Annotated in this window: 23 protein-coding genes and 2 tRNA genes; 6 read left to right on the forward strand and 19 right to left on the reverse strand. The window is 68.7% G+C overall.

Annotated features, from left to right (window positions below; translation table 11 throughout):
- Nucleotides 1-69: 69 nt before the first annotated feature.
- Nucleotides 70-1,089 carry a lipase family protein gene (locus IEY84_RS14810; protein ID WP_183546830.1) on the reverse strand — a complete coding sequence of 340 codons (1,020 nt, stop codon included), beginning with the start codon at nucleotides 1,087-1,089 and terminating at the stop codon, nucleotides 70-72.
- 208 nt (nucleotides 1,090-1,297) lie between these two features.
- On the opposite strand from IEY84_RS14810, the gene IEY84_RS14815 reads away from it, so the two are divergent.
- Nucleotides 1,298-2,053, forward strand: coding sequence for a zinc-ribbon domain-containing protein (locus tag IEY84_RS14815; protein WP_183546832.1), 756 nt, complete (start codon nucleotides 1,298-1,300; stop codon nucleotides 2,051-2,053).
- A gap of 81 nt (nucleotides 2,054-2,134) precedes the next feature.
- Here the strand turns inward: IEY84_RS14815 and tig are convergent, their stop codons facing one another.
- The 7 genes from tig to IEY84_RS14850 form a co-directional block, all read right to left on the reverse strand.
- Nucleotides 2,135-3,538 (reverse strand): trigger factor, encoded by a 1,404-nt coding sequence (gene tig, locus IEY84_RS14820; RefSeq protein WP_183546834.1) that lies wholly within the window; start codon nucleotides 3,536-3,538, stop codon nucleotides 2,135-2,137.
- A 69-nt stretch (nucleotides 3,539-3,607) separates the two neighbouring features.
- A tRNA-Pro gene (locus IEY84_RS14825) sits at nucleotides 3,608-3,680 on the reverse strand.
- A 35-nt stretch (nucleotides 3,681-3,715) separates the two neighbouring features.
- A tRNA-Gly gene (locus IEY84_RS14830) sits at nucleotides 3,716-3,789 on the reverse strand.
- 112 nt (nucleotides 3,790-3,901) lie between these two features.
- Nucleotides 3,902-4,981 carry a PP2C family protein-serine/threonine phosphatase gene (locus IEY84_RS14835; RefSeq protein ID WP_183546836.1) on the reverse strand — a complete coding sequence of 360 codons (1,080 nt, stop codon included), beginning with the start codon at nucleotides 4,979-4,981 and terminating at the stop codon, nucleotides 3,902-3,904.
- A 69-nt stretch (nucleotides 4,982-5,050) separates the two neighbouring features.
- The gene (locus IEY84_RS14840) at nucleotides 5,051-5,923 is read right to left on the reverse strand and encodes an Fpg/Nei family DNA glycosylase (RefSeq protein ID WP_183546838.1); all 873 of its coding nucleotides are present in this window, start codon (nucleotides 5,921-5,923) and stop codon (nucleotides 5,051-5,053) included.
- Between the two features lie 7 nt (nucleotides 5,924-5,930).
- Nucleotides 5,931-6,449: a ribose-5-phosphate isomerase gene (locus IEY84_RS14845; protein WP_183546840.1), complete on the reverse strand. Its 519-nt coding sequence runs from the start codon at nucleotides 6,447-6,449 to the stop codon at nucleotides 5,931-5,933.
- 518 nt (nucleotides 6,450-6,967) lie between these two features.
- Complete coding sequence (locus IEY84_RS14850; protein ID WP_183546842.1) at nucleotides 6,968-8,230, reverse strand: HNH endonuclease signature motif containing protein; 1,263 nt, start codon at nucleotides 8,228-8,230, stop codon at nucleotides 6,968-6,970.
- Nucleotides 8,231-8,913: 683 nt separating this feature from the next.
- Between IEY84_RS14850 and IEY84_RS14855 the strand changes: the two genes are divergently transcribed.
- On the forward strand, nucleotides 8,914-10,137 hold the full coding sequence (locus IEY84_RS14855) for an inositol monophosphatase family protein (RefSeq protein WP_229788696.1): 1,224 nt from the start codon (nucleotides 8,914-8,916) through the stop codon (nucleotides 10,135-10,137).
- A gap of 9 nt (nucleotides 10,138-10,146) precedes the next feature.
- Here the strand turns inward: IEY84_RS14855 and IEY84_RS14860 are convergent, their stop codons facing one another.
- The 3 genes from IEY84_RS14860 to IEY84_RS14870 are packed head-to-tail and all read right to left on the reverse strand — an operon-like array spanning nucleotide 10,147 to nucleotide 12,274.
- The gene (locus IEY84_RS14860; protein WP_183546844.1) at nucleotides 10,147-10,719 is read right to left on the reverse strand and encodes an LURP-one-related family protein; all 573 of its coding nucleotides are present in this window, start codon (nucleotides 10,717-10,719) and stop codon (nucleotides 10,147-10,149) included.
- A 20-nt stretch (nucleotides 10,720-10,739) separates the two neighbouring features.
- Nucleotides 10,740-11,384: a class I SAM-dependent methyltransferase gene (locus IEY84_RS14865; RefSeq protein WP_183546846.1), complete on the reverse strand. Its 645-nt coding sequence runs from the start codon at nucleotides 11,382-11,384 to the stop codon at nucleotides 10,740-10,742.
- The gene (locus IEY84_RS14870) at nucleotides 11,381-12,274 is read right to left on the reverse strand and encodes an alpha/beta hydrolase (protein ID WP_183546848.1); all 894 of its coding nucleotides are present in this window, start codon (nucleotides 12,272-12,274) and stop codon (nucleotides 11,381-11,383) included. Before IEY84_RS14870 ends, IEY84_RS14865 begins: the two co-directional genes overlap by 4 nt.
- 197 nt (nucleotides 12,275-12,471) lie before the next feature.
- On the opposite strand from IEY84_RS14870, the gene cls reads away from it, so the two are divergent.
- From cls to IEY84_RS14890, 4 genes are all read left to right on the forward strand, one after another.
- Nucleotides 12,472-13,932 (forward strand): cardiolipin synthase, encoded by a 1,461-nt coding sequence (cls, locus tag IEY84_RS14875; protein WP_183546850.1) that lies wholly within the window; start codon nucleotides 12,472-12,474, stop codon nucleotides 13,930-13,932.
- 60 nt (nucleotides 13,933-13,992) lie between these two features.
- Nucleotides 13,993-15,285 carry a hypothetical protein gene (locus tag IEY84_RS14880; RefSeq protein ID WP_183546852.1) on the forward strand — a complete coding sequence of 431 codons (1,293 nt, stop codon included), beginning with the start codon at nucleotides 13,993-13,995 and terminating at the stop codon, nucleotides 15,283-15,285.
- A 72-nt stretch (nucleotides 15,286-15,357) separates the two neighbouring features.
- Nucleotides 15,358-15,855, forward strand: coding sequence for a thioredoxin family protein (locus IEY84_RS14885; RefSeq protein WP_183546854.1), 498 nt, complete (start codon nucleotides 15,358-15,360; stop codon nucleotides 15,853-15,855).
- Entirely contained in the window at nucleotides 15,852-16,565 is a 714-nt protein-coding gene (locus IEY84_RS14890; RefSeq protein WP_183546856.1) for a sulfite exporter TauE/SafE family protein, read from the forward strand. The genes IEY84_RS14885 and IEY84_RS14890 overlap by 4 nt, the downstream gene beginning before the upstream one ends.
- A 9-nt stretch (nucleotides 16,566-16,574) precedes the next feature.
- Here the strand turns inward: IEY84_RS14890 and IEY84_RS14895 are convergent, their stop codons facing one another.
- The 8 genes from IEY84_RS14895 to IEY84_RS14930 form a co-directional block, all read right to left on the reverse strand.
- Nucleotides 16,575-16,898, reverse strand: coding sequence for a hypothetical protein (locus tag IEY84_RS14895; protein WP_221208935.1), 324 nt, complete (start codon nucleotides 16,896-16,898; stop codon nucleotides 16,575-16,577).
- Nucleotides 16,899-17,008: 110 nt separating this feature from the next.
- The gene (locus IEY84_RS14900) at nucleotides 17,009-17,419 is read right to left on the reverse strand and encodes a RelB antitoxin-like protein (protein ID WP_183546859.1); all 411 of its coding nucleotides are present in this window, start codon (nucleotides 17,417-17,419) and stop codon (nucleotides 17,009-17,011) included.
- A gap of 57 nt (nucleotides 17,420-17,476) precedes the next feature.
- The gene (locus IEY84_RS14905) at nucleotides 17,477-18,220 is read right to left on the reverse strand and encodes a 2-phosphosulfolactate phosphatase (protein WP_183546861.1); all 744 of its coding nucleotides are present in this window, start codon (nucleotides 18,218-18,220) and stop codon (nucleotides 17,477-17,479) included.
- Between the two features lie 14 nt (nucleotides 18,221-18,234).
- Nucleotides 18,235-19,038: a phosphotransferase gene (locus IEY84_RS14910; protein ID WP_221208936.1), complete on the reverse strand. Its 804-nt coding sequence runs from the start codon at nucleotides 19,036-19,038 to the stop codon at nucleotides 18,235-18,237.
- A 97-nt stretch (nucleotides 19,039-19,135) separates the two neighbouring features.
- Nucleotides 19,136-19,732: a non-canonical purine NTP pyrophosphatase gene (locus tag IEY84_RS14915; RefSeq protein ID WP_183547147.1), complete on the reverse strand. Its 597-nt coding sequence runs from the start codon at nucleotides 19,730-19,732 to the stop codon at nucleotides 19,136-19,138.
- 67 nt (nucleotides 19,733-19,799) lie between these two features.
- Nucleotides 19,800-20,507, reverse strand: coding sequence for a ribonuclease PH (gene rph, locus IEY84_RS14920; protein WP_183546863.1), 708 nt, complete (start codon nucleotides 20,505-20,507; stop codon nucleotides 19,800-19,802).
- Between the two features lie 90 nt (nucleotides 20,508-20,597).
- Nucleotides 20,598-21,434: an ABC transporter permease gene (locus tag IEY84_RS14925; protein ID WP_183546865.1), complete on the reverse strand. Its 837-nt coding sequence runs from the start codon at nucleotides 21,432-21,434 to the stop codon at nucleotides 20,598-20,600.
- On the reverse strand, nucleotides 21,431-22,360 hold the full coding sequence (locus tag IEY84_RS14930; RefSeq protein WP_183546867.1) for an ABC transporter ATP-binding protein: 930 nt from the start codon (nucleotides 22,358-22,360) through the stop codon (nucleotides 21,431-21,433). Before IEY84_RS14930 ends, IEY84_RS14925 begins: the two co-directional genes overlap by 4 nt.
- Nucleotides 22,361-22,403 lie beyond the last annotated feature (43 nt).

The raw sequence follows: 22,403 nt of genomic DNA on the forward strand, positions 1-22,403 counted from the left end.
CCAGTTGTTCCACGGCTGGTGTGCCGTTGTTCGCCGACGGCAGAACTGTGCTGTCGGCGATCGCCGCCGTCAGGCGAGCCAGCGCAGCAGGGCGTCGTGCACCGCCGGGTGGTTCGACAGCGGCGTCTCGGCGGTCGAGAGCGAGAAGCGCTCTGCGGTCGGGAAGAGGTCACGCACCCGACGTGACCGCAGCGGTGCCTTGTGTCGCCACCACAGCACCTCTCCGAAGAGGCGCCCGACCCGATTGGGTCGTGAGGTCGCCTTGTCGGTGACCAGCAGGTAGTCCACATCGGGCCGCGGCGGCAGCATCGCCTCGTCCGGCCCGACCACCGCGATCCCGGCGAGATGCTCGTCGATCTGCTTGCCGACCCCGCGTGAGATCGGCGCGGAGGTGACAGCATAAGGAGTCGTGCCCAGGGCGATCAGCTCGGAGACGTACGCCGTCCACGGCCGGATTCCGGGAGTGGCCACCCCGAGCGCGTTGCGAGCGATCAGTCCACCACCGGCGTACCCGACCAGGACGATCCGCGGCGAGCCGTCGGCGTCGACGTGCGGCTCCGCCGCCAAGGCATCCACGCACTCCTGGATACGGCTGCTGAGCGCGACCGCGGCGGATACCGACGTGGTGCCGGCCGACACGTGCAGGTGCAGCGGCAGCCAGCCGAGCAGACCGGCGAGCCGGTCGGCGTACGTCGCACCGGTCGACTGCGACCCTTCGTCCCACACGGTCTCGTCCTTGCCCGTCGGCGGGACCAGGACCAGGACTCGGGGGCTCCCGGTGTGCTGGTGCGCGGCGGCCCACTCCTGCGGGCTGACCACGCGACCGTCGTGGAGCACTGCGACGGCAGGCGCGGACTCGGTGCCGGCCACACCGCGGACGATCGGTGTCGCGAGCGCGAACGGTGCCACGAACGGACGCCGCGCGAAGGCCGTGATGCGCCAGGCGAACCTCGCCAGACCGACGAGGCCAGCCACCGTGCCCTGACCACGGGCGAGCTCACGGTCGAGCCTCTCGTCGGCTTCGGGATCCACCGGGGCGTCCTCGACGTTGAGGACCACGGCGCGGACGGTCTCGGGGCTGGAGCTCACGCTGGAAGCGTAGGGCCTGAGCTCGACCGGAAGGCTCACCTGTGCCGCTCACCAGGCAGGTCTGTGTCTCAGATCACACCTTCTTGTCCGTGTTCAGTACGTTTGCGTTCACTCGCGCGTATGGTGTCTGTGATGCTGTTGTTACGGATGTTGCGTGACGATGGCGGTCTTCCCGGCTACCGTCGGATGGGAAGGGGGTGTCGGTCCGGTGAGCGAGGAGAACGAGTCGCAGTGCCCGTCGTGCGGTGACCCACTGACGCCCGGGGCCGTCTACTGCATCTCCTGCGGCGCCCCGCTGCTGGCTCCCCCTGAGCAGCACCGCCCGCTCTTCGTGGACGAGGTCCGCGGCGAGACAGCCGTCCCCCGCGGCACGCGCGGCTTCTTCTTCGACGACGCTCCTCAGCCGCCGCCGGCCCGCAGCAAGGGCCGCACCGCTCCGATCCTGGTCACGATCGCAGTGCTCGTGCTCGTGGCCGGCGTGCTCGGGTTCATCTTCGGCAAGGACGGGATCGGCCCGGCCCGGCCCGAAGCGGACCCGTCGACCGGCCCCGCCGCGAGCGAGCCCACGACCACGCTCTCGGTGAATCCGGACGCGCCCCCGGAGAACCAGCTGCTCCGCATATCTCGCCTCGACACCGAGTCCGCCAGCAAGCTCATCGGCACCTGGATCCCGCAGCTCGCGGCCGTCGGCGCCGGCGAGGGTGGCGACGCCGACTGGCACAAGGCGCTGAACCGCTATCAGGAGATCAAGTCCGACCACCCCGACGTGCTGCTCCTCGACACCGGCGAGTGGCCCAGCTCGTACGCGAAGTCGGGGATGTACGCCGTCGTCGTGCCCTATCCCAGCGACACCTCCGGTCCCGCCTTGGAGTGGTGCGTGGAGCAGGGACTGTCCCGGACACACTGCGCCGCCAAGCACCTCGAGGTCTCGGGCGACCCGACGGACAACTACGACGCTCAGTAGATGACGCTCACTAGATCCGCTCGACGTCGAAAACGAAACCGCCCCTGCCCGGATCGGGCAGGGGCGGCGTACGTCTGATGATCAGGCGTCGGCCTTCTCGGTGGCCTCGTCGCCATCGACGACCTCGTCGGTCGCCTCGGCCTCGGGCTCGGGCTCGCCGATGGTGCCGTCAGGGCGGAGGTTCTTCAGCTCGACGTGGTTGCCGGACTGGTCGGTGACCGTGGCGGCCTCGACCAGCTGGGCGAGCGCCTTGCCGCGCAGGATCTCCTGGACCAGCTCGGGCACGTGGTTGTGCTCGAGCATGTGGTTGACGAACTCCTGCGGGTCCTGACCGGACTGCTGCGCACGGCGCATCATGTGCTCGGTCAGCTCCTGCTGCTCGACCCCGATCTCCTTCTCCTTGGCGATCTGGTCGAGGATCAGCTGGGCCGCGACAGCGTCGCGAACGCGGCGCTCGAGGTCAGCCTCGAACTCCTCGATCGTCTGCTCCTCGTCCTCGAGGTACTTCTCGAAGGTGAGGCCAGCGAAGCCGAGCTGCTGCTCGATGCCCTCACGGCGCGCGTTGAGCTCGTCGGCGACGATGGTCTCCGGGAGCGGGATCTCGACCTTGGCCAGGAGCGCCTCGAGGACGGCGTCACGGGCGGCAGCGGCCTGCTCGAGGCGCTTGCCGTTGCCGAGGCGGGCGCGAACGTCCTCCTCGAGCTCCTTGACGGTGTCGAACTCGCTGGCGAGCTGGGCGAACTCGTCGTCGTACTCCGGGAGCTCCTGCTCCTGCACCTGGTTGACGGTGACGTTGACGTCGACCTCCTGGCCGACCAGCTCACCGCCCACGAGGGTGCTCTTGAAGTCAGCGGACTCGCCGGCCGACAGACCGGTGATGGCCTCGTCGAGGCCGTCGAGCATGCCGCCCTTGCCGACCTGGTAGCTCATCCCGACAGCCTCGGCGCCGTCGACGTCCTCGCCGTCCTTGGTGGCCTTCAGGTCGATGACCACGAAGTCACCGTCGGCGGCGGGGCGCTCGATGTCCTTGAGGGTGCCGAAGCGCTCGCGCATCGCCTGGATCTGCTCCTCGACGTCAGCGTCGGTGAGCTCGATGTCGTCGACCTCGGCCTCGATGCCCTCGTAGTCGGGCAGCGTGATCTCCGGCTTGATGTCGACCTCGGCGGTGAACTCCAGCGTCTCGTTGTCCTCGAGCTTGGTGACCTCGATCTCGGGCTGCGCGAGCGGCTCGAGCGAGTTCTCCTGGAGGGCCTCGAAGTACATCTGCGGGAGGGCGTTGTTGACCGCCTCGGAGAGCACCGCACCGCGGCCGACCTGCTTGTCGATCACCTGGGGCGGGACCTTGCCACGGCGGAAGCCGGGGACGTTGATCTGCTTGGCGATCTGCTTGTACGCCGCGTCGAGGCTCGGCTTGAGCTCCTCGAAGGGCACCTCGACGGTCAGCTTGGCCCGGGTCGGGCTCAACGTCTCGACGGCGCTCTTCACAGGGTGTCTCCTGTCGTTTGTTTCTGAGAATGATGTCGCGTGCAGGGCTTTGAAATTACGGGAGAGATGTCGGGGCGACAGGACTCGAACCTGCGGTCTCCTGCTCCCAAAGCAGGCGCGCTAGCCACTACGCTACGCCCCGTCAAGGGCCCCTCCCCAATCAGCGGGAATGGCTCTTGGAGCGGATGACGGGAATCGAACCCGCGTAATCAGTTTGGAAGACTGAGGCTCTACCATTGAGCTACATCCGCGTACGCGAGAGCCGATGCCCTCGTGCGACCTGCGAAATCCTGCCATAGATCTGGCTCACACCTGTAACCGGCTCCCCTGCTGGCGATGATTCGCCTCCGTTCAGTGCCGGTCTCACCGCCGTCTACCGACCGCGACGAGCGCGCGATCGTCGGTGCTGGCGCTCAGTCCCTCGAGCAGCCGGCGCGCTCCGCCACCGCGTCCGGTGACGGCGAGATGGTCGGCGGTGGCGACCAGGTTGCTGATCCCGTGCTCGAGGTCGATCCCCCGAGCCTCCACGACTCCGTCGGTGTAGAGCATCACCATGTCACCCACGCCGAGCGAGCCCGCGGACGCGTCGAAGTCCACGTCGTCCATGAGTCCCAGCACCGGGCCGGCGCTCTCGGACTCCTCCCAGCGACCGGTGGCTGCACGGCGTACGAGGGCGGGCGGGTGGCCGGCCGAGCGGATCTCGTACGCACCGTCGACGAGGTCGATGGAGAGATAGACCGCGGTCGCGAAGCCCTCCTGCCAGTCCTGGCGGAGCAGGTAGCGGTTGGCGGCGGGCAGGAACTCGGCCGGCGGCACGGCACCGAGGAGGCCGCCGAACGCTCCGGACAGCTGCAGCGCCCGGGTGCCTGCACGTTCTCCCTTGCCGGAGACGTCGACGACGACGACCTCCAGCCGGTCCTCGACCCGCGCGGCGACCACGAAGTCCCCCGCGAACCGGGTGCCACCCGCCGGGAGGACCGCCGAGTCGGCGAGCCACCCGGGAGGCATCGGCGGGATCGCGCCCTGGTCGAGCCGGTGGGTCAGGTCGAGCAGCATCAGCTCGTCGCTCAGGCCGCCGACCCCGAGATAGGTGCGGCGCATGGCGACGAACAGCACGATCGCGCCGAGCAGGAAGTGCACCCCGATCGCCGCGGCATCTCGGTCGGTGAGCGTGACCCGGCTGGCGGCGACCACGATCATCACCATCACGAAGACGACGAACCAGCTGAGCGTACGCGGCCCCAGCAGCACCGCGCCGAGCAGCAACGGCACCGTGAGGACGGCCACCGGGACCAGCTGCAGCCAGCCGACCTGAGCCGCCGCGAGCACCGTCAGGACGACGGTGAGCAGCCCGAGCCACAGCACCGCGCGAAGCTCCGGGTCACGGAACCTGCGGCGGATCGCGTTGCTCCGCAGACGGTCCGCGAAGGCATGGCTCGACATGGCCTCACTCTAGGTCTCGAGGTGGGGGCTGCGTGGTCGTTCTCGCAGGCCGGAGAGTAGTGCGGGCTGCTACTTCGCGGTCGCCCGGGGCCGGTAGGTGCGCTGGCACTTCGGGCACCAGAAGAGGTTGCGCTGCTGCAGCTCGACGGTGCGTACGCTCGTGCCGCACACCAGACAGGGCTGCCCGCTGCGGCGGTAGACGTAGACCTCGCCACCGTGGTCGTCCTTGCGCGGCGGGCGACCCATCGCCTCCGGCGTGTGCTCCTCGCGCACGGTGTCGATGCGGTTCGTCTGGACGCCGAGCTTCATCAGCTCGACCAGGTCGTCCCAGATGGCGTCCCACTGCTTCCTGCGCAGGGTGTTGCCCGGGCGCATCGGGTCGATCCGGTGCCGGAAGAGCACCTCGGCGCGGTAGACGTTGCCCACCCCGGCCAGGACCGACTGGTCCATCAGCAGGGCACCGATGGTCGTGCGGCTCCGGCTGATCCGCAGCCACGCCCGGGCCGGGTCGGCGTCGTCGCGCAATGGGTCCGGGCCGAGCTTGGCGACCACCGCGTCACGCTGGGCTGCGGTGACCAGGTTGCACGTGGTGGCGCCGCGCAGGTCTGCGTACGTGTCGCCCTCGGGGTCTGAACGAAGTGGCCCCGATCCCGTCGGGACCAGACGCAGCCGGACCTGCCCGACCGGGAGCGGCGGCTCGCCTGCGTACGGCTTCAGGTCGAGCTTGCCGTAGAGGCCGAGGTGGATGTGGACGTACTGCTCCCCCGGGAACTCGACGAACAGCTGCTTGCCCCAGGCCTCGGCACCGACGACGACCTGGCCGTCCAGGAGCGCGGCGGAGTCGGCGAACCTGCCCTGCGGGCTGCTGACCCGGACCTGCCGACCCGCGAAGGCGTCGCTCAGATCGAGCGCGAGGCGATGGAGGGTGTGCCCCTCGGGCATCCCCGGATCAGTCCTGGTCCTCGGCCGGCCCCAGGCCCTTGGCCGAGTCGGGAAGCGCCGGTCGCACGCCGTCGGCGTCGTAGGCGTGGAGCTGGTCGATGCGGCGTACGTGGCGCTCGTCACCGCTGAACGGCTCGGCCAGGAAGATCTCGACGAACTTCGTCATGTCCTCGAGGCTGTGCATCCGGCCGCCCACCGCGACCACCTGGGCGTTGTTGTGGTCGCGGGCGAGCTTGGCGGTCTCCTCGCTCCAGGCGAGGGCGCAGCGGACGCCGGTCACCTTGTTGGCCGCCATCTGCTCGCCGTTGCCCGATCCGCCGATCACGACGCCGAGGCTGTCCAGCCCCTGCGCCCGGTCACGGGCCACCCCCTCGGCCGCCCGGATGCAGAAGACCGGGTAGTCGTCGAGTGCGTCATAGACGAACGGGCCATGGTCGACAGGCTCATAGCCGAGCTCCGTCAGACGGTTGATCAGATGGGACTTCAGTTCGAGACCGGCGTGGTCACAGCCGATGTGGACGCGCATGGCGTCCATCCTCTCTTACGCTCGGCTCATCTTCGGATTTGGTGGGTTGGTGTTTCTCTGAGGGTGGGGCCGCCGACCCGTTATGGATGGTGTTCACGCCGCATCACGGAGTCTGGCGCAGCAGATTCAGTTGCGTGCGGGCTTGGCAGTCGGGGCCGGTGTTGCTGCTGAGTGACGGCCATGGGCGTCGGTGCCTACGCAAGGGGCGACACCTTGTGAATCGCTCACAAGGCCGTCTGATGCCGCGAACGACCCACTGGGCGAGGTTTCCCCACTACTCCGCACCGTCCCCCACTTCCAAGGAGCTTCCCCATCCTCCGGAGCGTGGGAAAGCTCCGTTGGGGTGGAGAAATGTCTGCACGCGTGGGGTACATCAGGCCCGTTGACCGATGCCACCCACGTCCACATCAAGTGCTTCAAGCGGGTCGCCTTGACCCTGGCCGGGGGCAGGCGAAGGCGCCCGCGCATAGGCGGGGTCTTGGCGGGACGCCGTGGCGGAGTGGTCTCGACTTGCCGGTTTAGGGGCGGCGAGTGAACCGCACGGTGCCGTCGGGCAGCCGCTCATGAACGTAGGCAGGGTTGTGCGCCAGACGGTGATGGTGCGGACACAACAGGACCCCGTCCTTCAGATTCGTCTTCCCGCCTGCTGCCCATGGTTCTAGATGATGGGCGTCGCACCATTCCGGTGGCATGTCACAGCCCTCGGCTTGGCAGCACTTCTGCTGCAGCCGGAGTGCTTTGCGCTGCATCGGCACGAAGAACCTGCTGGCCCGGCCGACATCGAGCACCTCACTGTCACCGCCCAACACCCAGGGGATGATGGTGGCGTTGCACGCCATCCGCCGGGCCTCGGCTGCGGTGATGGTGGTGCCGTTGGTCTCGTCGTAGCCCAGCGTCGCGGTGCCGAGGTCTTTGTGGAGTTCCTCGAGTGAGATCACCACGTTCACGACCGTTGCATCGCCGCCATGCCTGGGCAGCGCATGCGGGTCGATGGTCTCGATCAGGCGAGCGAAGCCCTGGCCCATCATCCGCTCCCACGGCGGGAGCGGGGCACCTTTCTCCACCAGTCGCTGCTTACGCGGCTGAGCCCAGGATTCGACCTGCCTCTTGAACCTCATCCCGATCGATGTCGGGAGGACACCGTCGAAGCCGATGGTGCCGTCGTGGTTGTCCCAGACCCGCAGCGCGGTCTTCTGCTGGGCACGTTCCTCTTCAGCGAGGAGTGCTTTGGCTTCGGCTTCGTTGAACCGGTCGGGGTCGATCGCCGCCAGGACCCGTTTGCCGGCGTTGTGGAGTTCTTTGGCGGTGGCCTGGGTGGCGTAGTCGACCAGCAGCTTCTCAGCGAGGACCAGATCCTCGCCAGTGGTGACCGGGTCGGCCTCGATGTTGTCGAGGGTCTCAGCGATCACCCGAGCCTTCGCCTCAGAGACAACACCCTCAGCGAGACCGGCAGAAACCAACTCATACTTCGCCACCGCACGGGCGAGCTTGATCTGCGAACGAGCCGCGCCTTTGTCGACCAGCAGCTCGGCGCGCATCCACGCCGAAGCATCTCTGTCGCCGGTCTCTGCAGCGATGTCACCCGAAACGGCCAGCACCCGCAGCGTCAACGCCGCCTGCTGGGCTTGGAGCTTCTCCACCCGGGCCAGGAAGTCCTTCTTCTGGCTGGTGCGCCAATAGGTCGGGTCCATCGCGAGGAGCTCTTCGAGGGAGGTTTCGATGGCAGCAAGAGCCGACTCGAGGAGATCGGTGGGGTTGGTGCCCCAGTGGTCGATGCTCATCACTGCCACCTCCTCTCAAAGGCGTGTCGTAGTGCCTCTAATTCTACGCGGCCCGAGCCTTCTTGAACACCTATTTGGGCAGGTCAAACGCACTTTTTGCGGTGAGCGAACGACTTCATACCTGTGGATGGTAAGTGGCCCGGAGGGCCACCCCTGCCACCCACGATCAGCACTGTTCCGAAGCAAGATTGCGCTGCGCCACACTCGGGCCGCCGCCCCGATAGCCAGCCAAATATTTCTCGACATGGTCCGGTGTCAAGGATCGCCGGAGGCGACCGGCGACGCCGGCGGCCGAAGGCCGTCCTTTACTCCGGGGCAGGTCGAGAAGACCCTCGAAGTCGGGTCGGCGGCCCCAGGCCAGCCTCGGGTGGGACGTTCCGGTAGGGAGGTCTCGACAAGCTCGACCACCGGGGGGCTGGACGTTCCCGACAGGGAACTGTGTTGGTCTCGACACGCCTCCGCCTAGCGGCTCCGGCGGCTCGACCAGCGAGGCTAGGGCGGCGGCTCGACCAGCGGGGCGAGGGCGGCGGCTCGACCAGCGGGGCGAGGGCGCGGCGGCTCGACCAGCGAGGCGAGGGCGGCGGCTCGACCAGCGAGGCGAGGGCGGCGGCTCGACCAGCGGGGCGGGCGGGCGGTCTCGCCAAACGGCCTCTCAGACCGAACCCAGCAGATAGATTCCCCGCGTGGACCGATGGAAGACCATGGACGAGATCCTCGCGGCAAGAGCAAGGTTCGAGAGCGCGATCAAAGACTGGGCACCCCCAGCGGCGCACGGCGTAGGCCTCGTCCCGTCGACCGCGTCCACGCCGGCAGCGGAGCATTTTCCGCTGGTCAACGCCTACGGCCACCGCCTCCCGGCGGTCGTGATGGCGACAGTCGTCCGGCACACGGGCGGGACGGCGGCGTACCGGCTGACTCGGCAGGAGCTCGAGCGGGCGATCGAGCTGCTCTCCCCTGCGGAGGCGTACGTCGGATATGACCACCCAAACCTGTGGAGATGGCGCGACGAGCTCCTGCCCGCACTGACAGCGGATCCCAAGGCCGAGGTGATCGCGGTCTTCATCGGCGACGACCCCGAAGACGCCCCGGACCCCGCGATCGATGCCTTCCGGGCAGCGTTCCCGGACTCGGCCGTCGCGATCGCGGCAGCGACGGCAGGGGCGGCGGTGGTGCGGGAGATGTACGGGACCGACCTGAGCCAGTTCGACAAGTCTCCGACCGACTTCGCCACCGAGGCCGACCTGGCCTCGGAGAAGGCGATCCGGGAGACCATCGCGACCTACCGTCCCGACGACGCCTTCGAGGGTGAGGAGACCGGCCGCAGCGGCGACAGCGAGCGGAGGTGGCTGGTCGACCCGCTCTGCGGGACGCTCAACTACGCCGCCCAGACCCCGCTCGCTGCGGTGAACGTTGCACTCGTGACGCCCATCGGTGCGCAGGTGGCGGTCTCGGCGGACCCGATCAGCGAGGAGATCTTCTGGACCGATGGCACCGGGGCGTGGGTGCGGAAGGGTGGCGGTGACACCGTCCTCGCGCCGACCCCACGCACCAGGCTCGTCGACATCCAGTGCGACGGCATGCTCGACCGGCCGTTCGTCGGCGGACAGCTCATCGCCGACCCGCGCCTGCGTGCCCAGTTCGGGCCACGGGTGATGTCGTCCACGCTCGCGGTCGCCTGGGTCGCGGCGGGCCGGCGGGCGGCGTACGTCACCGATGGCTACCTCGAGGGAAGCGTCCACTTCACCGCCGGCATCACGCTGTGCCAGGCCGCAGGCTGTGTCGTCACCGACCTCAGCGGCGACCCGATCCACACCGGCCGCGGGATGATCGCCGCGGCCGACGCCGCGACCCACCGCAAGCTCCTCGACCTGGTCCGGCCGCACCTGGAGCGTACGAACCCAGCCTGAGCGAGGGCGTCAGCGCTGCATCAACGCGTCCATCGCCACTGCGACGGCGGCAGCGACCCGGAAGTCGACGCGCGGGTCCTGGACGGTGACGGTGTACTTGTCGCGGAACGCCCAGCGGCGCTCGATCGAGAGCAGCGGCTGCCCGTCGGCGGACACGTAGTCGAAGTGGAACGGGAGAAAGTCGGTCTCGGAGAAGCGGCGCAGGATGGCGACCAGCTGGCTGCGCTCCTGACCGGTGCCGGCGTACCCGGGGCCCTCGATGTGAAAGGTGGAACGGAGCAGGCTCTTGCCGAAGTCCTTGCGGAAGAAGCCCAGCGCCGCGCCGCTCGGGTCGGTGATGTCGTAGCCCGCGTTGAGATCCATGACCGAGCGGGCCTTGAACGCGAAGACGGCCTGCGACTTCGACTCGTCGGCGTAGAACGTCACCTGCTCCTTGAACGCCAGCCGCTTCTGCTGCGCGAAGGCGAGCACCTGCCCTTCTGAGCCGTCGGGGTTGGCGGCCTGGGCGACGTACTTGTTGGTGAAGGGCGTGACCTTCTGGCGGAGGAAGAAGCGGGGTACGTGGTAGGGCTGCGGCGTCATGCGCCGCAACCTATCGCCCGTCAGCGCCGGCGCGCGACGAGATAGGCCTGCGGCGTGCGCTCCCAGTCCTCCGCCGAGCGGACCACGGTCGCGGTGACCTCGAACCCCGCCTCCTCGAGCAGCGCGCTGGTCGCCTCGACGGGGAGCCGGTAGCCGTCGAAGGTGACGTCGTGGCCGTAAGCGCCGATGTGGCGGACATGCTCGTCGCCCACCTGGAACGCAGTCACGAACCGCCCGCCGCGCCGGGTGACGCGGGCGAGCTCGGCGATGACCGCGGGACGGCGCGCGGGCGGGGTGTGGATGAGCGAATACCAGGCCAGTACGCCGGCGAGCTCGCCGTCCCGCAACGGAAGGTGCTCCATGTCGCCGACCTCGAACCTGAGCTCGGGATGCCGCTCCATCGCCTGCGCGATCATGCCGGTCGACAGGTCGACCCCGAAGACGTCGAGCCCCCGCTCGGCCAGGTAGGCGGTGATCCGCCCCGGCCCGCAGCCGATGTCCCCGACGAGCCCGCCGCCGTCCTTGCGTACGTAGGCGGCGAAGGTGTCGAGCACCCCGGCGTCGAAGGAGATCTCGGTGACGGTCGGGTCGACGATCTCGGCGTAGGCCTTGGAGACCGTGTCATAGGCGGCCCTGGTCTCGGTGACGTCGTAGGGCTCGGTCATGGGCGCCCCCGCAAACTGTGCTGATTCAAGAAGGCAGCCGTCATCGCCATCACCGACTCGGCGGCGGGGAAGGTCTTCCCGTGGCGCCAGAAACCGTGGATCTGCCCGACGGCACGGAAGGCGACCACCTCGACACCGAGATCGGCCAGCCGCAGCGCGAAGTCCTCGTTCTCGTCGGTCAGGATGTCGCCTTCGGCGCTGACGATCAGCGTCGGCGGCAGATTGCGAAGCTCCTCGTCCGAGGCGAGATAGGGGCCGAGGTCGGGGTTGCGCAGATCGGCCTCGCTCGCGGCGTACTGCCGCCAGTACCAGGCGGCCTCCTCGTTCCAGCCGTCCTTCATGGTGTAGCCAGGGGTGCTCATCGACGGGTCCAGGAACGGGTAGACCAGCACCATCGCGCCGAACGCGCCCGGGTTGCGCAGCGCAGCGACGAGGGCGAGGTTGCCGCCGGCGCTGTCACCGTGGACGTAGGCCGGCAGAGCGCTCAGGGACGGGTCGTTGCCCAGCCACTTGACGACCGTGTCGACGTCGTCGGGCGCGGCGGGGTAGGGATGCTCCGGCGGCCTGCGGTAGTCGACCGACAGCACCCGCAGACCGCTGCGGTTGGCCAGCCGCCGGCACGCGGCGTCGTGGACCTCGACGTCGTTGAAGACGAAGCCGCCGCCGTGGAGGTGGACGATCAGCCCCTCGCGTACGTCCTCGGGGGTGTAGAGCCGGCACGGAACGCCGTCGGCATCGATGCCGGCGACCTCCGCGACCTCCTCCTTCGGCTCGGCAGCGGCCAGCGTGCGGGCCTGGTCGCGCTGGGCGGCGATGTCGACCGCCCACACCGGCGGCGAGGCCTCCTCGGCGGCGATGGCACGGCGGGCGGCAGGGAAGAGTCGGACCATGTCAGAAGATTCCCACACGAAGAGATGGGGCGAGTAGGGGCTGCCGTCGCGAGCGTCGCGAGACGCGTGCGTCGGCAAGGCGGAGGAGGGAGGCGGCCCGGTGTTGGCCGTCGACCGACGACAACGCCGCCGACGTGCGTGGATCGCGACGCGCAGCAGGCATGCCCTATTTGCCCCATCTCTTGAAGGCGTGGTGCATGCTGAGGCGCATGACAGCGGCGGGCGTCTGGGGGACCTCGATCTACATCATCGACCTGTTGGTCAAGATCGTCGCGCTCGGTGTCGTGCCGAAGAACCGGCGTCCGGGCACCGCGATGGCCTGGTTGCTGGCGATCTTCCTGATCCCGGGGGTCGGTCTGATCGGCTATCTGCTGCTCGGGCAGACGCGGCTCGACCGGCGGCGTCACGAGCGGCAGCGGGCGCTCAACGAGGAGGTGCTGAGCTACGTGCGCGGCCTACCGAGAAGGCCGCACCCGAAGACGATCTCCGAGGTCGACGCGGCCACGATCGAGCTGAACGAGCGACTCGGTTCACTGCCTGCCGCGGCTGGGAACCAGGTCGATCTGATCGACGACTACACCGCCTCCATCGTGGCGATGACGGCAGCGGTGGACGAGGCCGAGACCTACGTGCACGCGCAGTTCTACATCACCGCGTGCGACCACGTCACCGAGCCGTTCTTCGACGCTCTGGACCGGGCCGCGGCGCGTGGAGTGCGGGTGCGGCTGCTCCTCGACCACCTGGGCTCACGCGGCATCCCGGTCTGGCGCAAGCTCGTGAGGCGGCTCGACGCCTCCGACATCGACTGGCACCCGCTGCTCCCCATCAACCCACTGCGCGGCCAGATCCGCCGTCCTGACCTGCGCAACCACCGCAAGCTCCTGGTGGTCGACGGACGGGTCGCGTTCACGGGCTCGCTGAATCTCATCGAGCCCGGCTACAACAAGCCCAAGAACCACCGGGCCGGTCGGGAATGGGTCGAGCTGACCGCCCGGATCGAGGGTCCGCTCGTGACGGCGCTGAACGTCGTCTTCGCCAGCGACTGGGACACCGAGACCGGCGAGCTGCTGCGGTCCGAGCTGGCCGCTCCCGCGCCGCGCGCCGGCGACGTGACCGGCCAGATCGTTCCCAGCGGGCCCGGTGTGGACGCCGAGAACAACCTGCGAGCGTTCACCCATCTCATGTACGCCGCCAAGAAGCGGATCTCGATCACGAGCCCCTACTTCGTGCCGGACGAGTCCCTGCTGTACGCCGTGACCACCGCCGCCCGCCGCGGCGTCGAGGTCGAGCTCTTCGTCAGCGAGGGCAAGGAGCAGTTCATGGTCTACCACGCCCAGCGCTCCTACTACGAGGCGCTGCTGGAGGCCGGGGTCCGCATCTATCTCTACCCCAAGCCCGCCGTCCTGCACTCCAAGCACTTCAGCATCGACGACGAGGTCGCGGTGCTGGGCTCGAGCAACATGGACATGCGCTCCTTCGCCCTCAACTACGAGGTCTCGTTGATGCTCTTCGACGGCGACCCGGTGGCACAGATGCGCAAGGTCGAGGACACCTACCGGGCCCTGTCGCGCGAGCTGCTGCTCGAGGAGTGGCTGGCACGGCCGAAGGTCGCGGCGTACGTCGACAACGTGCTGCGGCTCACCGCCGCGCTGCAGTGAGCACTCCCGTGGCTGAGTATTCCGGGGCGGGATCCGGCGAGGATCCCTAGACTCCCGCCTGTGAAATTCGGCGAAGGCGTCTCCACCAGGCTCGGCGTGCTCCTCGCTGCCTCGTTCGCCGTCCTCGCCGCCGGCTGCGCGGACCTACCCGAGCTCCCCGAAGGAGCCCGGCCCTCCGCCGCCCCCTCGCACCCTCCGTACGCTGCCACGCCGGCCGACTACAAGGCGGTCCAGGACCTGCTCACCCGGCGCGCCGGCGCAGCCCTGAAGGGCGACGAGGCAGGGTTCCTCGCCACGGTCGACCGTCGCGACCAGAAGCTGGTCGACCAGCAGCAGACGATCTTCACCAACCTCCAGCAGCTGCCCATGAAGTCCCTCGCCTACGAGGTCGAGGAGACCGAGCACACCCCGGACGAGGTCCGCAACGACGGCGTGCTCTTCGCCCCGAAGGTGGTGGAGGTGGCGCGGCTCGAGGAAGCCCACCGGGCTCCGGTCGCCAGCTCGACCGACATGACCTTCGTACGTCACGACGGCGGCTGGGTGATCGGGCGCGACCGTGCCGCCCCGACCGAGCGATACAGCCGACCATGGTTCGGCGGCCCGGTCACGGCCGCGACCGGACGCTCGGTCGTCGTGGTCACCGAGCGCGAGGGTCCGACCGAAGCCGCCGAACTCCTGGACCGGGTCACGACCGCACGAGCCGAGATCAAGGAAGACCTCAGGTCCGTATGGCGCGGTGAGGCCGGCGAGACGCCGCTGATCGTCGACGCGACGTTCAACGGCCAACCCCCGGGAGGCACCTTCGAAGGCGACGACGGCGCCGCTGCGGTGACCTACTGGGTCGACGCGGTCGGTCCTCCGAGGTCGGACATGTCGTCCTTGGCAGGAGCGGTCATCAAGGACAACCCCACCGCGACCAACCGGCTGGCCACGGACGACCGCACGCTGCGCCACGAGCTGAGCCATGTCTACGGTCCGGCGTTGGTGCCCACCTGGGTCAACGAAGGGCTCGCCGAGTACCTCTCGGGCTGCGCGTCCAACATCTGCGGTGAGGACGAGCAGCGGGACAAGCTGTTGGCGCACGAACGAGCGATCCCCGGCGACGACGAGTGGGGCGAGGACGGATCGATCGACTACGCGATCTCCCATGCGGCGGTCTCGTGGCTGATCGAGGAGAACGGTGGGCTGAAGAAGTTCCTGGAGTTCTGCAACGACTTCTTCCTGCACAAGCCGGGCGGTAGGGAGGACTTCCACGACGGCACCGGGAAGGCCCTGCGGGCCTCGTACGGCCTCACCGAGAGAGACCTGATCGAAGGCACCTGGGGTTGGTTCGAGGACCTGCCCACCGGCTGACCCGCTCATCCGCACGGCAGTCTGGGCATCTTCGGGACGGCACCAGTCCGGGACGGCATACGCTCCGAACCCATGCACATGAACTCCCGAATCGTCGCTGCACTCGCCCTCGTCTGCCTCGTCGCCGCCGGATGCGGCAGCACCGACGCCGACTCCGCCGAGGAGCCCGCAGCGCCGGCGGCCTCCTCGACATCGGCGACCACCGAGTCGACCCCGGCCGAGACCCCGGCCGAGGCGCCGGCGGAGGAGGGCGCCTGCGAGGGCCGCTACTCCGACTACTCCGAAGCCGCGGTCGCCGAGGAGTGCTACACCGACACGATCCTCTTCTTCCACGCGTCCTGGTGCCCGGAGTGCCGCGGGTTCGAGGAGGCGATCAAGAGCGGTGACGTTCCGGACGGCGCCCAGATCCTGAAGGTCGACTACGACACAGCGACCGATCTTCGCAAGAAGCACGAGGTGACGATCCAGTCGACCTTCGTACGCGTCGACTCCTCGGGCGAACCCGTCAAGCTGTGGTCGGGCTACGGCGAGGACAAGTCGGTCGACGCCATCCTCGAGAACACCCAGTGACCCTGCTGGTCGCCTCGTTCCTGGCCGGCGCCCTCTCGGTGCTCGCTCCGTGCGTGGTCGCGTTCGTGCCAGTCATCCTCTCCCGCGGGACCGGCGAGCGGCGGCCCTGGGTGGCGGTGGTGGCGCTCGGTGTCTCGGTCGTCGTGTTCAGCGTCGTACTCAAGTCGACGACGCTCCTGATCGACGTACCTCCCCGGTTCTGGAGCGTCGTCTCCGGTGTGATCGTGGCGCTCTTCGGCGTCGTGATGATCTGGCCCCGGCTCTGGGACGCGGTCGCGTTCCGGCTCGGACTCGGCTCTCGCTCCCAGGAGCGTCTGGCCCGCGCGAGCAGCCGCGGCGGGATCGGTGGCGACATCCTCCTGGGCGCCAGCATGGGCCCGGTCTTCAGCGCCTGCAGCCCCACGTACGCCCTGATCGTCGCCGCCATCCTCCCCGCGGAGCCGCTGCGCGGCCTGGGCTACCTGCTCGCGTACGTCGCCGGCCTGACTCTCCTCCTGGCGGCGGTCATGGTTGGCGGCCGGGCGCTGCTGGCCCGGTTGAACTGGGCGATCGACCCCGAGGGTCTCTTCCACAAGGTGCTCGGCGTCGTGCTCGTCCTCGTCGGCGTCGCGATCGCGACCGGCCTCGACAAGGCCCTGCTCACGCTGCTGGTCGAGCAGGGGCTCTTCGACTGGCAGATCGGCCTCGAGGACCAACTCGGCACCGGATAGTCGAGCAGCTCACTGGCTGTGCGTGTAGAAGTCCGCGAGACGCTGGATGGCTTCCACCTTCGTCATCGCGCGCACCTCAGCCTCGGGGATCCGCGCCTCCTGGATGAGCACGCGGAGAACGCCCATCGGGATCGCCTCGCGCGGCTCGGGCACCTGACTGCGCGATGGAAGGAGCTTGTCCTCGACGCACCCCCAGAACTCCTCCGCGGTGACCTCGAGCTGGTCCTTGAGGATGTGGCCCCAGATACTGGGCCCGTAGTCACTACGGTCGACTGGGTGGCTGATGCGCGTGTAGAGGATGCGTCCGTCAGGCAACGCGAACTCATAGTTCACGTGGTGGGTGCCACGTTTGCCGGTGGCCCGGCGACGCTCGATCCATCCCTCCGTGAGGCAGAAGCACTGATGGTCGGATCTGGTTGCGGGACGCTTGCGCTCGACCATGCTCAGGCCAACAGCCAGCCGCGCAGCTGCTCGTCGGAGGCCAACCCGACGATCTGCACCAGACCCCAGTTGTCGGCATGGTTCGGCGCGGCGTGCAGCCGGTCGACCCAGTCCTCGGCGTAGTCGCGGAGCGCCCCGACCATCTCCTCGACCGCTTCATCGAGGGTGATGCCGTCGGCAGCCACCGGCAGGCCCGGGATGAAGACTGACCACCCGTCGTTCTCGGCGACCGCGACCGCGCCTGACGGATGCACCTTGATCAGGAAATGGACCAGCCGATCTGCGTCGACCGCCGCCACCCGGCGCTTTCCGCGCGCGATGGTGGCCGGGCGACCGCCATCTGCAGCGTCGAGCATCTCTTTGAAGTGCTCCCGCGCCTCGCGTGAGCTCCGGTAGTCCACTGACGCCGCCATGGCGACTCCTTCTCGTGCTGGGTGTGTACACAGTGTACACACCCAGCCAGCTGACCTTCACCCCTCCCGAAACGAACGACCCCTGAGCACTGGCACGACAGACCCCACGTCCAGCTGGGAAGCCACGACGACATCGTCCTCATAGCCCTTGGCCCCCAGCTCCCGACCGCTGGCGCAGGCGTGGAGTGCGCCGGGAAGGTCCGCGGCCAGGAAGGCGTCTCGCGCCATCGCTGCCTCGGGCGAGAGCGCATCCGGGTCGAACGCGGCGAGCACGGCCCCGGCGCCCCAAAGGTCCTCGACCGCGGGACGGAGTGTGCCATCGGGCCAGCGCTCCCCCGCCGCGATGAAGGCGACGCTGGCCCCACTGGCCCAGCGCGGAGCGAGCCACTCAGCGACAGCAGCGCGATTGCGGAGCGAGGCGCCGACAACGGTGGCGCCGTTGTCCGCGAGGAGGGCGCTGATCGTCGAACCGTTCGGCGAGGGAAGTACGAGGCGCCGAACGCCCTCAGCCGCGCGAAGCGACGCGGGCGACAGCGATGGCCGACCCGACACCGCGTCCTGCCGCTGCACGGCAAGGACCGCATCCTGCTCCCGTGCGTACGCCTCCGCCCGGTCATCACCCCACCGGAACGGAAACACCTCGATCCCCCGCTCAACCGCAACCGTCAGCGTTGTCGTGAACGACAACACATCCACCACGACCGCGATGTCCACCGGCCCGATCGCCCCGGCCCCAACCGGCCCCCACTCGAACCGAACCCGGTAAGCCTGCTGGCGATGCTGAGGGTCAAAGTGGGTCACACCTGGAGGCTAAGTCACGTCCGCGGCTGACGAGCCTGAAGGCGCTCGATCACGCCAGCGAGACCAGAATCAACGTATCTGGATTTGCCTTGGTCCAGACCGTGGAGCACCTCATGCCACGGCCCGAGACGGTGCCAGACGAGTGCCCGATTCTCCTCGTCCACACTAGGCCCGTAGCTGACGCGGATGCCCTCACGGAACGGCTCCGGAGTGCCGTTGAGTATCCAGGCGAGGTCGATCGCCGGATCCCGCAGACCCGAGTCGGTCCAGTCGATGACGCCCGAGACGACACCTGCTTCGACCAGAAGGTGGGCCGGCCCGAGATCGCCGTGCGCAAGAGAGAACGGCGTCGTACGACCGGCCTCCGCAATCAATCCAGCACCCTGCTCGCGCAAGGCCGCCGGCAGCAGCGGAACGACGTCCGTCTCCATCCGCGCGATGGTTGCGCCAAGGCTGTTGTCGGTCCTTGCCTCGAGGCTCAGCGCTCCGAGGTCCAGATCATGGAGCGACCGCAGGAACCTGCCGACGACCAGTCCGTCGCGTCGGGTCAAGGCCGAGGGTGCCGCGGCGGCACCCGGAACGATCTGATGCCGAACTCGCCACGGGCCATCAGCGTCCGCGGGGATCTCGTACGGAACCGGCACGACGAGTGGCAGAAGCGGTGCGATCACGGGCAGGAGCCGACACTCCCACTCGAGGCCGTCACGCACGTCCGGGCGTCGCGGTATCCGCTCGATGAAGGCCACCCCATGAGCATCGTCGACGATCGCCGCCTCGCTGTCCCAGCCGGGGACAGCCACCGGCCGCCGGGTGCTCACGCGACCGGCTCGCCGAGACAAGGTCGAAGATTGCAGCCACCACGTGACTGGGATCTTCGACCTTGTTCACTCAAGCGATGACCTCGCCGCATCGGACTCAGGCGAGCAGCTTCGCCATCTGCGGAGCGATCTCGCGCAGGGCGCGGCCGCGGTGGGAGATGGCGTCCTTCTCCGCGATCGACAGCTCCGCAGACGTACGTCCGTCCTCGGTGTCGTCGGCGACGAACAGAACGTCGTAGCCGAAGCCGCCGTCACCGCGGACCTCACGGAGGACCCGCCCGTCCATGCGACCCTCGACGACGAGCTCACCGCCGTCCCAGACGAAGGCGACGGCGCAGGCGAAGTGGGCACCGCGGCGCTCGTCGGGGACGTCGGAGAGCTGAGCGAGCAGCAGCTCGTTGTTGCGAGAGTCGGACTTCGGCGGCCCGCCCCAGCGCGCCGAGAGCACTCCCGGCATCCCGTTGAGCGCGTCGACGCAGAGACCGGAGTCGTCGGCGACGGTCGGCAGACCGGTGGCCTTGAAACCGGCTCTGGCCTTGATCAGCGCATTGCCCTCGAAGTCAGGCGCGTCCTCGACCGGCTCGTCGTAGTGGGTGACGTCGTCGAGGCCGACGACGGAGACCCCGGGCGCCAGCGGCGAGAGGATGCGGAACATCTCCTCCAGCTTCTTGGCGTTGCGCGAGGCGACGTGGATGCTGGGCTCGTTCTTGGGCTCGTTCTTGGGCTCGTTCTTGGGCTCGTTCTTGGGCTCGTTCTTGGGCTCAGCCGGCAAGGGCGGCCTCCTGCAGCTTGGTCAGGTCGGCGCAGCCCTTCTCGCCCAGCGCCAGCAGGGCGTCGAGCTCGGTGCGGTCGAAGGCGACGCCCTCGGCGGTGCCCTGCACCTCGACGAACTTGCCCTCGCCGGTCATCACGATGTTCATGTCGGTCTCGGCGCGGACGTCCTCCTCGTAGGGGAGGTCGAGCCGCGGGACGCCGTCGATGATCCCGACCGAGATCGCCGCGACGGAGCCGGTCAGCGCCTTCGAGACACCCAGCGAGGCGACCGCGTCGGCCAGCGCGACGTAGGCACCCGTGATCGCCGCCGTGCGGGTCCCGCCGTCGGCCTGCAGCACGTCGCAGTCGATGTTGATGGTGTTCTCACCCAGCGCCTTGTAGTCGATGACGGCGCGCAGCGAGCGCCCGACCAGCCGGGAGATCTCGTGCGTACGTCCGCCGATCTTGCCCTTCACCGACTCGCGCGAGGAGCGCTCGTGGGTGGCGGCCGGGAGCATCGCGTACTCCGCCGTCACCCAGCCCAGCCCGGAGCCCTTGCGCCAGCGCGGCACACCCTCGGAGGCCGAGGCGGCGCACAGGACGCGGGTCTTGCCGAACTCGATGAGGACCGATCCGGCCGCGTGGTCCAGCCAGTTGCGGGTGATCTTGATGGGGCGCAGCTCGTCGTCGGCGCGCCCGTCAGCTCGATTCGTCACGCGGACCACCCTAGGGGACCGAGCGGAGCGGACCGTAATGACAAACGGGGGCGGGTGCCGAAGCACCCACCCCCGCGTCGGGTCGCGAACCTACTTCAGCTCGGACTTGAGGACCCGCATCGTGCCGAGCACCAGCGGCAGGCCGACCCACAGCGCGATCGAGGTGAACAGCCTGGCGTACCCGAGCGCCCCGTCCTCGACGGCGACGCCGGCGGCTTCCATCTGGTCCCCGGCGATGAACGGCATCATCGCGACCTGCATCGAGATCCACGGGAAGAGGCTCTGCGCCCAGTCGAAGACGAAGTAGAGCGCACTGAAGACCGACGCCTCGAGGATCAGCGTGTAGCCGTAGTAGATGACCAGCGCGGCCGGGGTGTTGAGCAGCAGCATCGCGAACCCGAAGCCCATGAGCAGGTAGAGGATCTGCGTCAACAGGGTCCACGCGAGCGCCTCACCGGTCACGTTCCAGTTCGGGTCCGTGCCGGCGATCGCGCCACCGATAACCGTGCCGAGGGCACCGACGCCCACCGCGACGGCCATGGTCACGATGCCGAGGACGAAGACCGCCACGAGCTTCGCGAAGACGACCTTGAGCCGGCTCGGCTCGAGAGTGAAGGTGACCATGTGGGTGCGCTGGCCCCACTCCTGGGTCACGATCATGATCGCCAGCACGGGCACCAGCAGCGAGACCGGGAAGGAGAGCGCGCTCATCCAGTTGTAGGCGTCCAGCGCGGCCATGTCGGACAGCGCCGTGACGAGCAGGATCACGCCGGCGACCAGGGCGATCAGACCGCCGGTGATCATCAGCATGACGCGGCCGGCACGAGTGTCGGTCATCTTGCGCCACTCGACCATCACCAGACGGCCGAACGGCACCTTGGTGGCGGTGGGCAACGGGGTCGACGGCGCTACGGATACGGCGCTCATGCGGAGACTCCTTCGGCGTGGATCTGGGTGGTGCTCTCGCGCTGGGTCTCAGCGGTGAGCTGCAGGAAGATGTCCTCGAGCCCGGCGCCGCCGTCACGCAGGTCGGTGAGCACGACGTTGGCCTCGAGCGCGGCCTTGCCCACCTCTGCCGGTGCGGCGGAGACGCGCATGCCGGTGCCGACCGGCTCGACGCTGTAACCCTTGGCCTTGAGCGCGACGGTGAGCGCCTCGTTGTCCAGGGAGGTGACCAGCGCCTGGCCGCCGGTGGCCTGGCCCGCCAGGATCGTGTCCTTGGTGCCCTCGGCCACGATGCGGCCGTTGCCGATGAGGATCAGCTCGTCGGCGATCTGCTCGACCTCGTGCAGCAGGTGGGAGGAGAGCAGGACGGTGCCGCCGCGGTCGGCGTACTCCTTCAGCAGGCCGCGCATCCAGCGGATACCGGCCGGGTCGAGACCGTTGGCCGGCTCGTCCAGGATCAGCACCTTGGGGTCACCGATCAGGGCGTGCGCGATGCCGAGGCGCTGCTTCATGCCCAGCGAGTAGTTCTTGATCCGGCGCTTGGCCTCCGACGGCGTCAGCGAGACCAGCTCGAGCATCTCGTCGACGCGCGACTTGGGCAGGCCCATCGTCATCGCGGCGAGCGTGAGCACCTCACGGCCGGTCCGGCCGTCGTGCTGGGCGCTGGCGTCGAGCAGCACACCGACGTGGCGGCCCGGGTTGGGGAGGTCGGCATAGAGGCTGCCGTCGATCGTTGCCCGACCCTTGGTGGGGTTGGTCAGTCCGACCATGATGCGCATGGTGGTCGACTTGCCGGCGCCGTTCGGGCCGAGGAAGCCGGTGACTTTGCCGGCCTCGGCGGTGAACGACACGTCGTCGACCGCGGTGAAGGGTCCGTAGACCCTCGTCAGTCCTTCGACTTTGATCATGACGTACATCCTGCCGTGCGTCCGGCCCGGACTGCATCGGACA

Source organism: Nocardioides albus, from assembly GCF_014648255.1.
In the GTDB taxonomy this organism is placed as follows: domain Bacteria; phylum Actinomycetota; class Actinomycetes; order Propionibacteriales; family Nocardioidaceae; genus Nocardioides; species Nocardioides albus.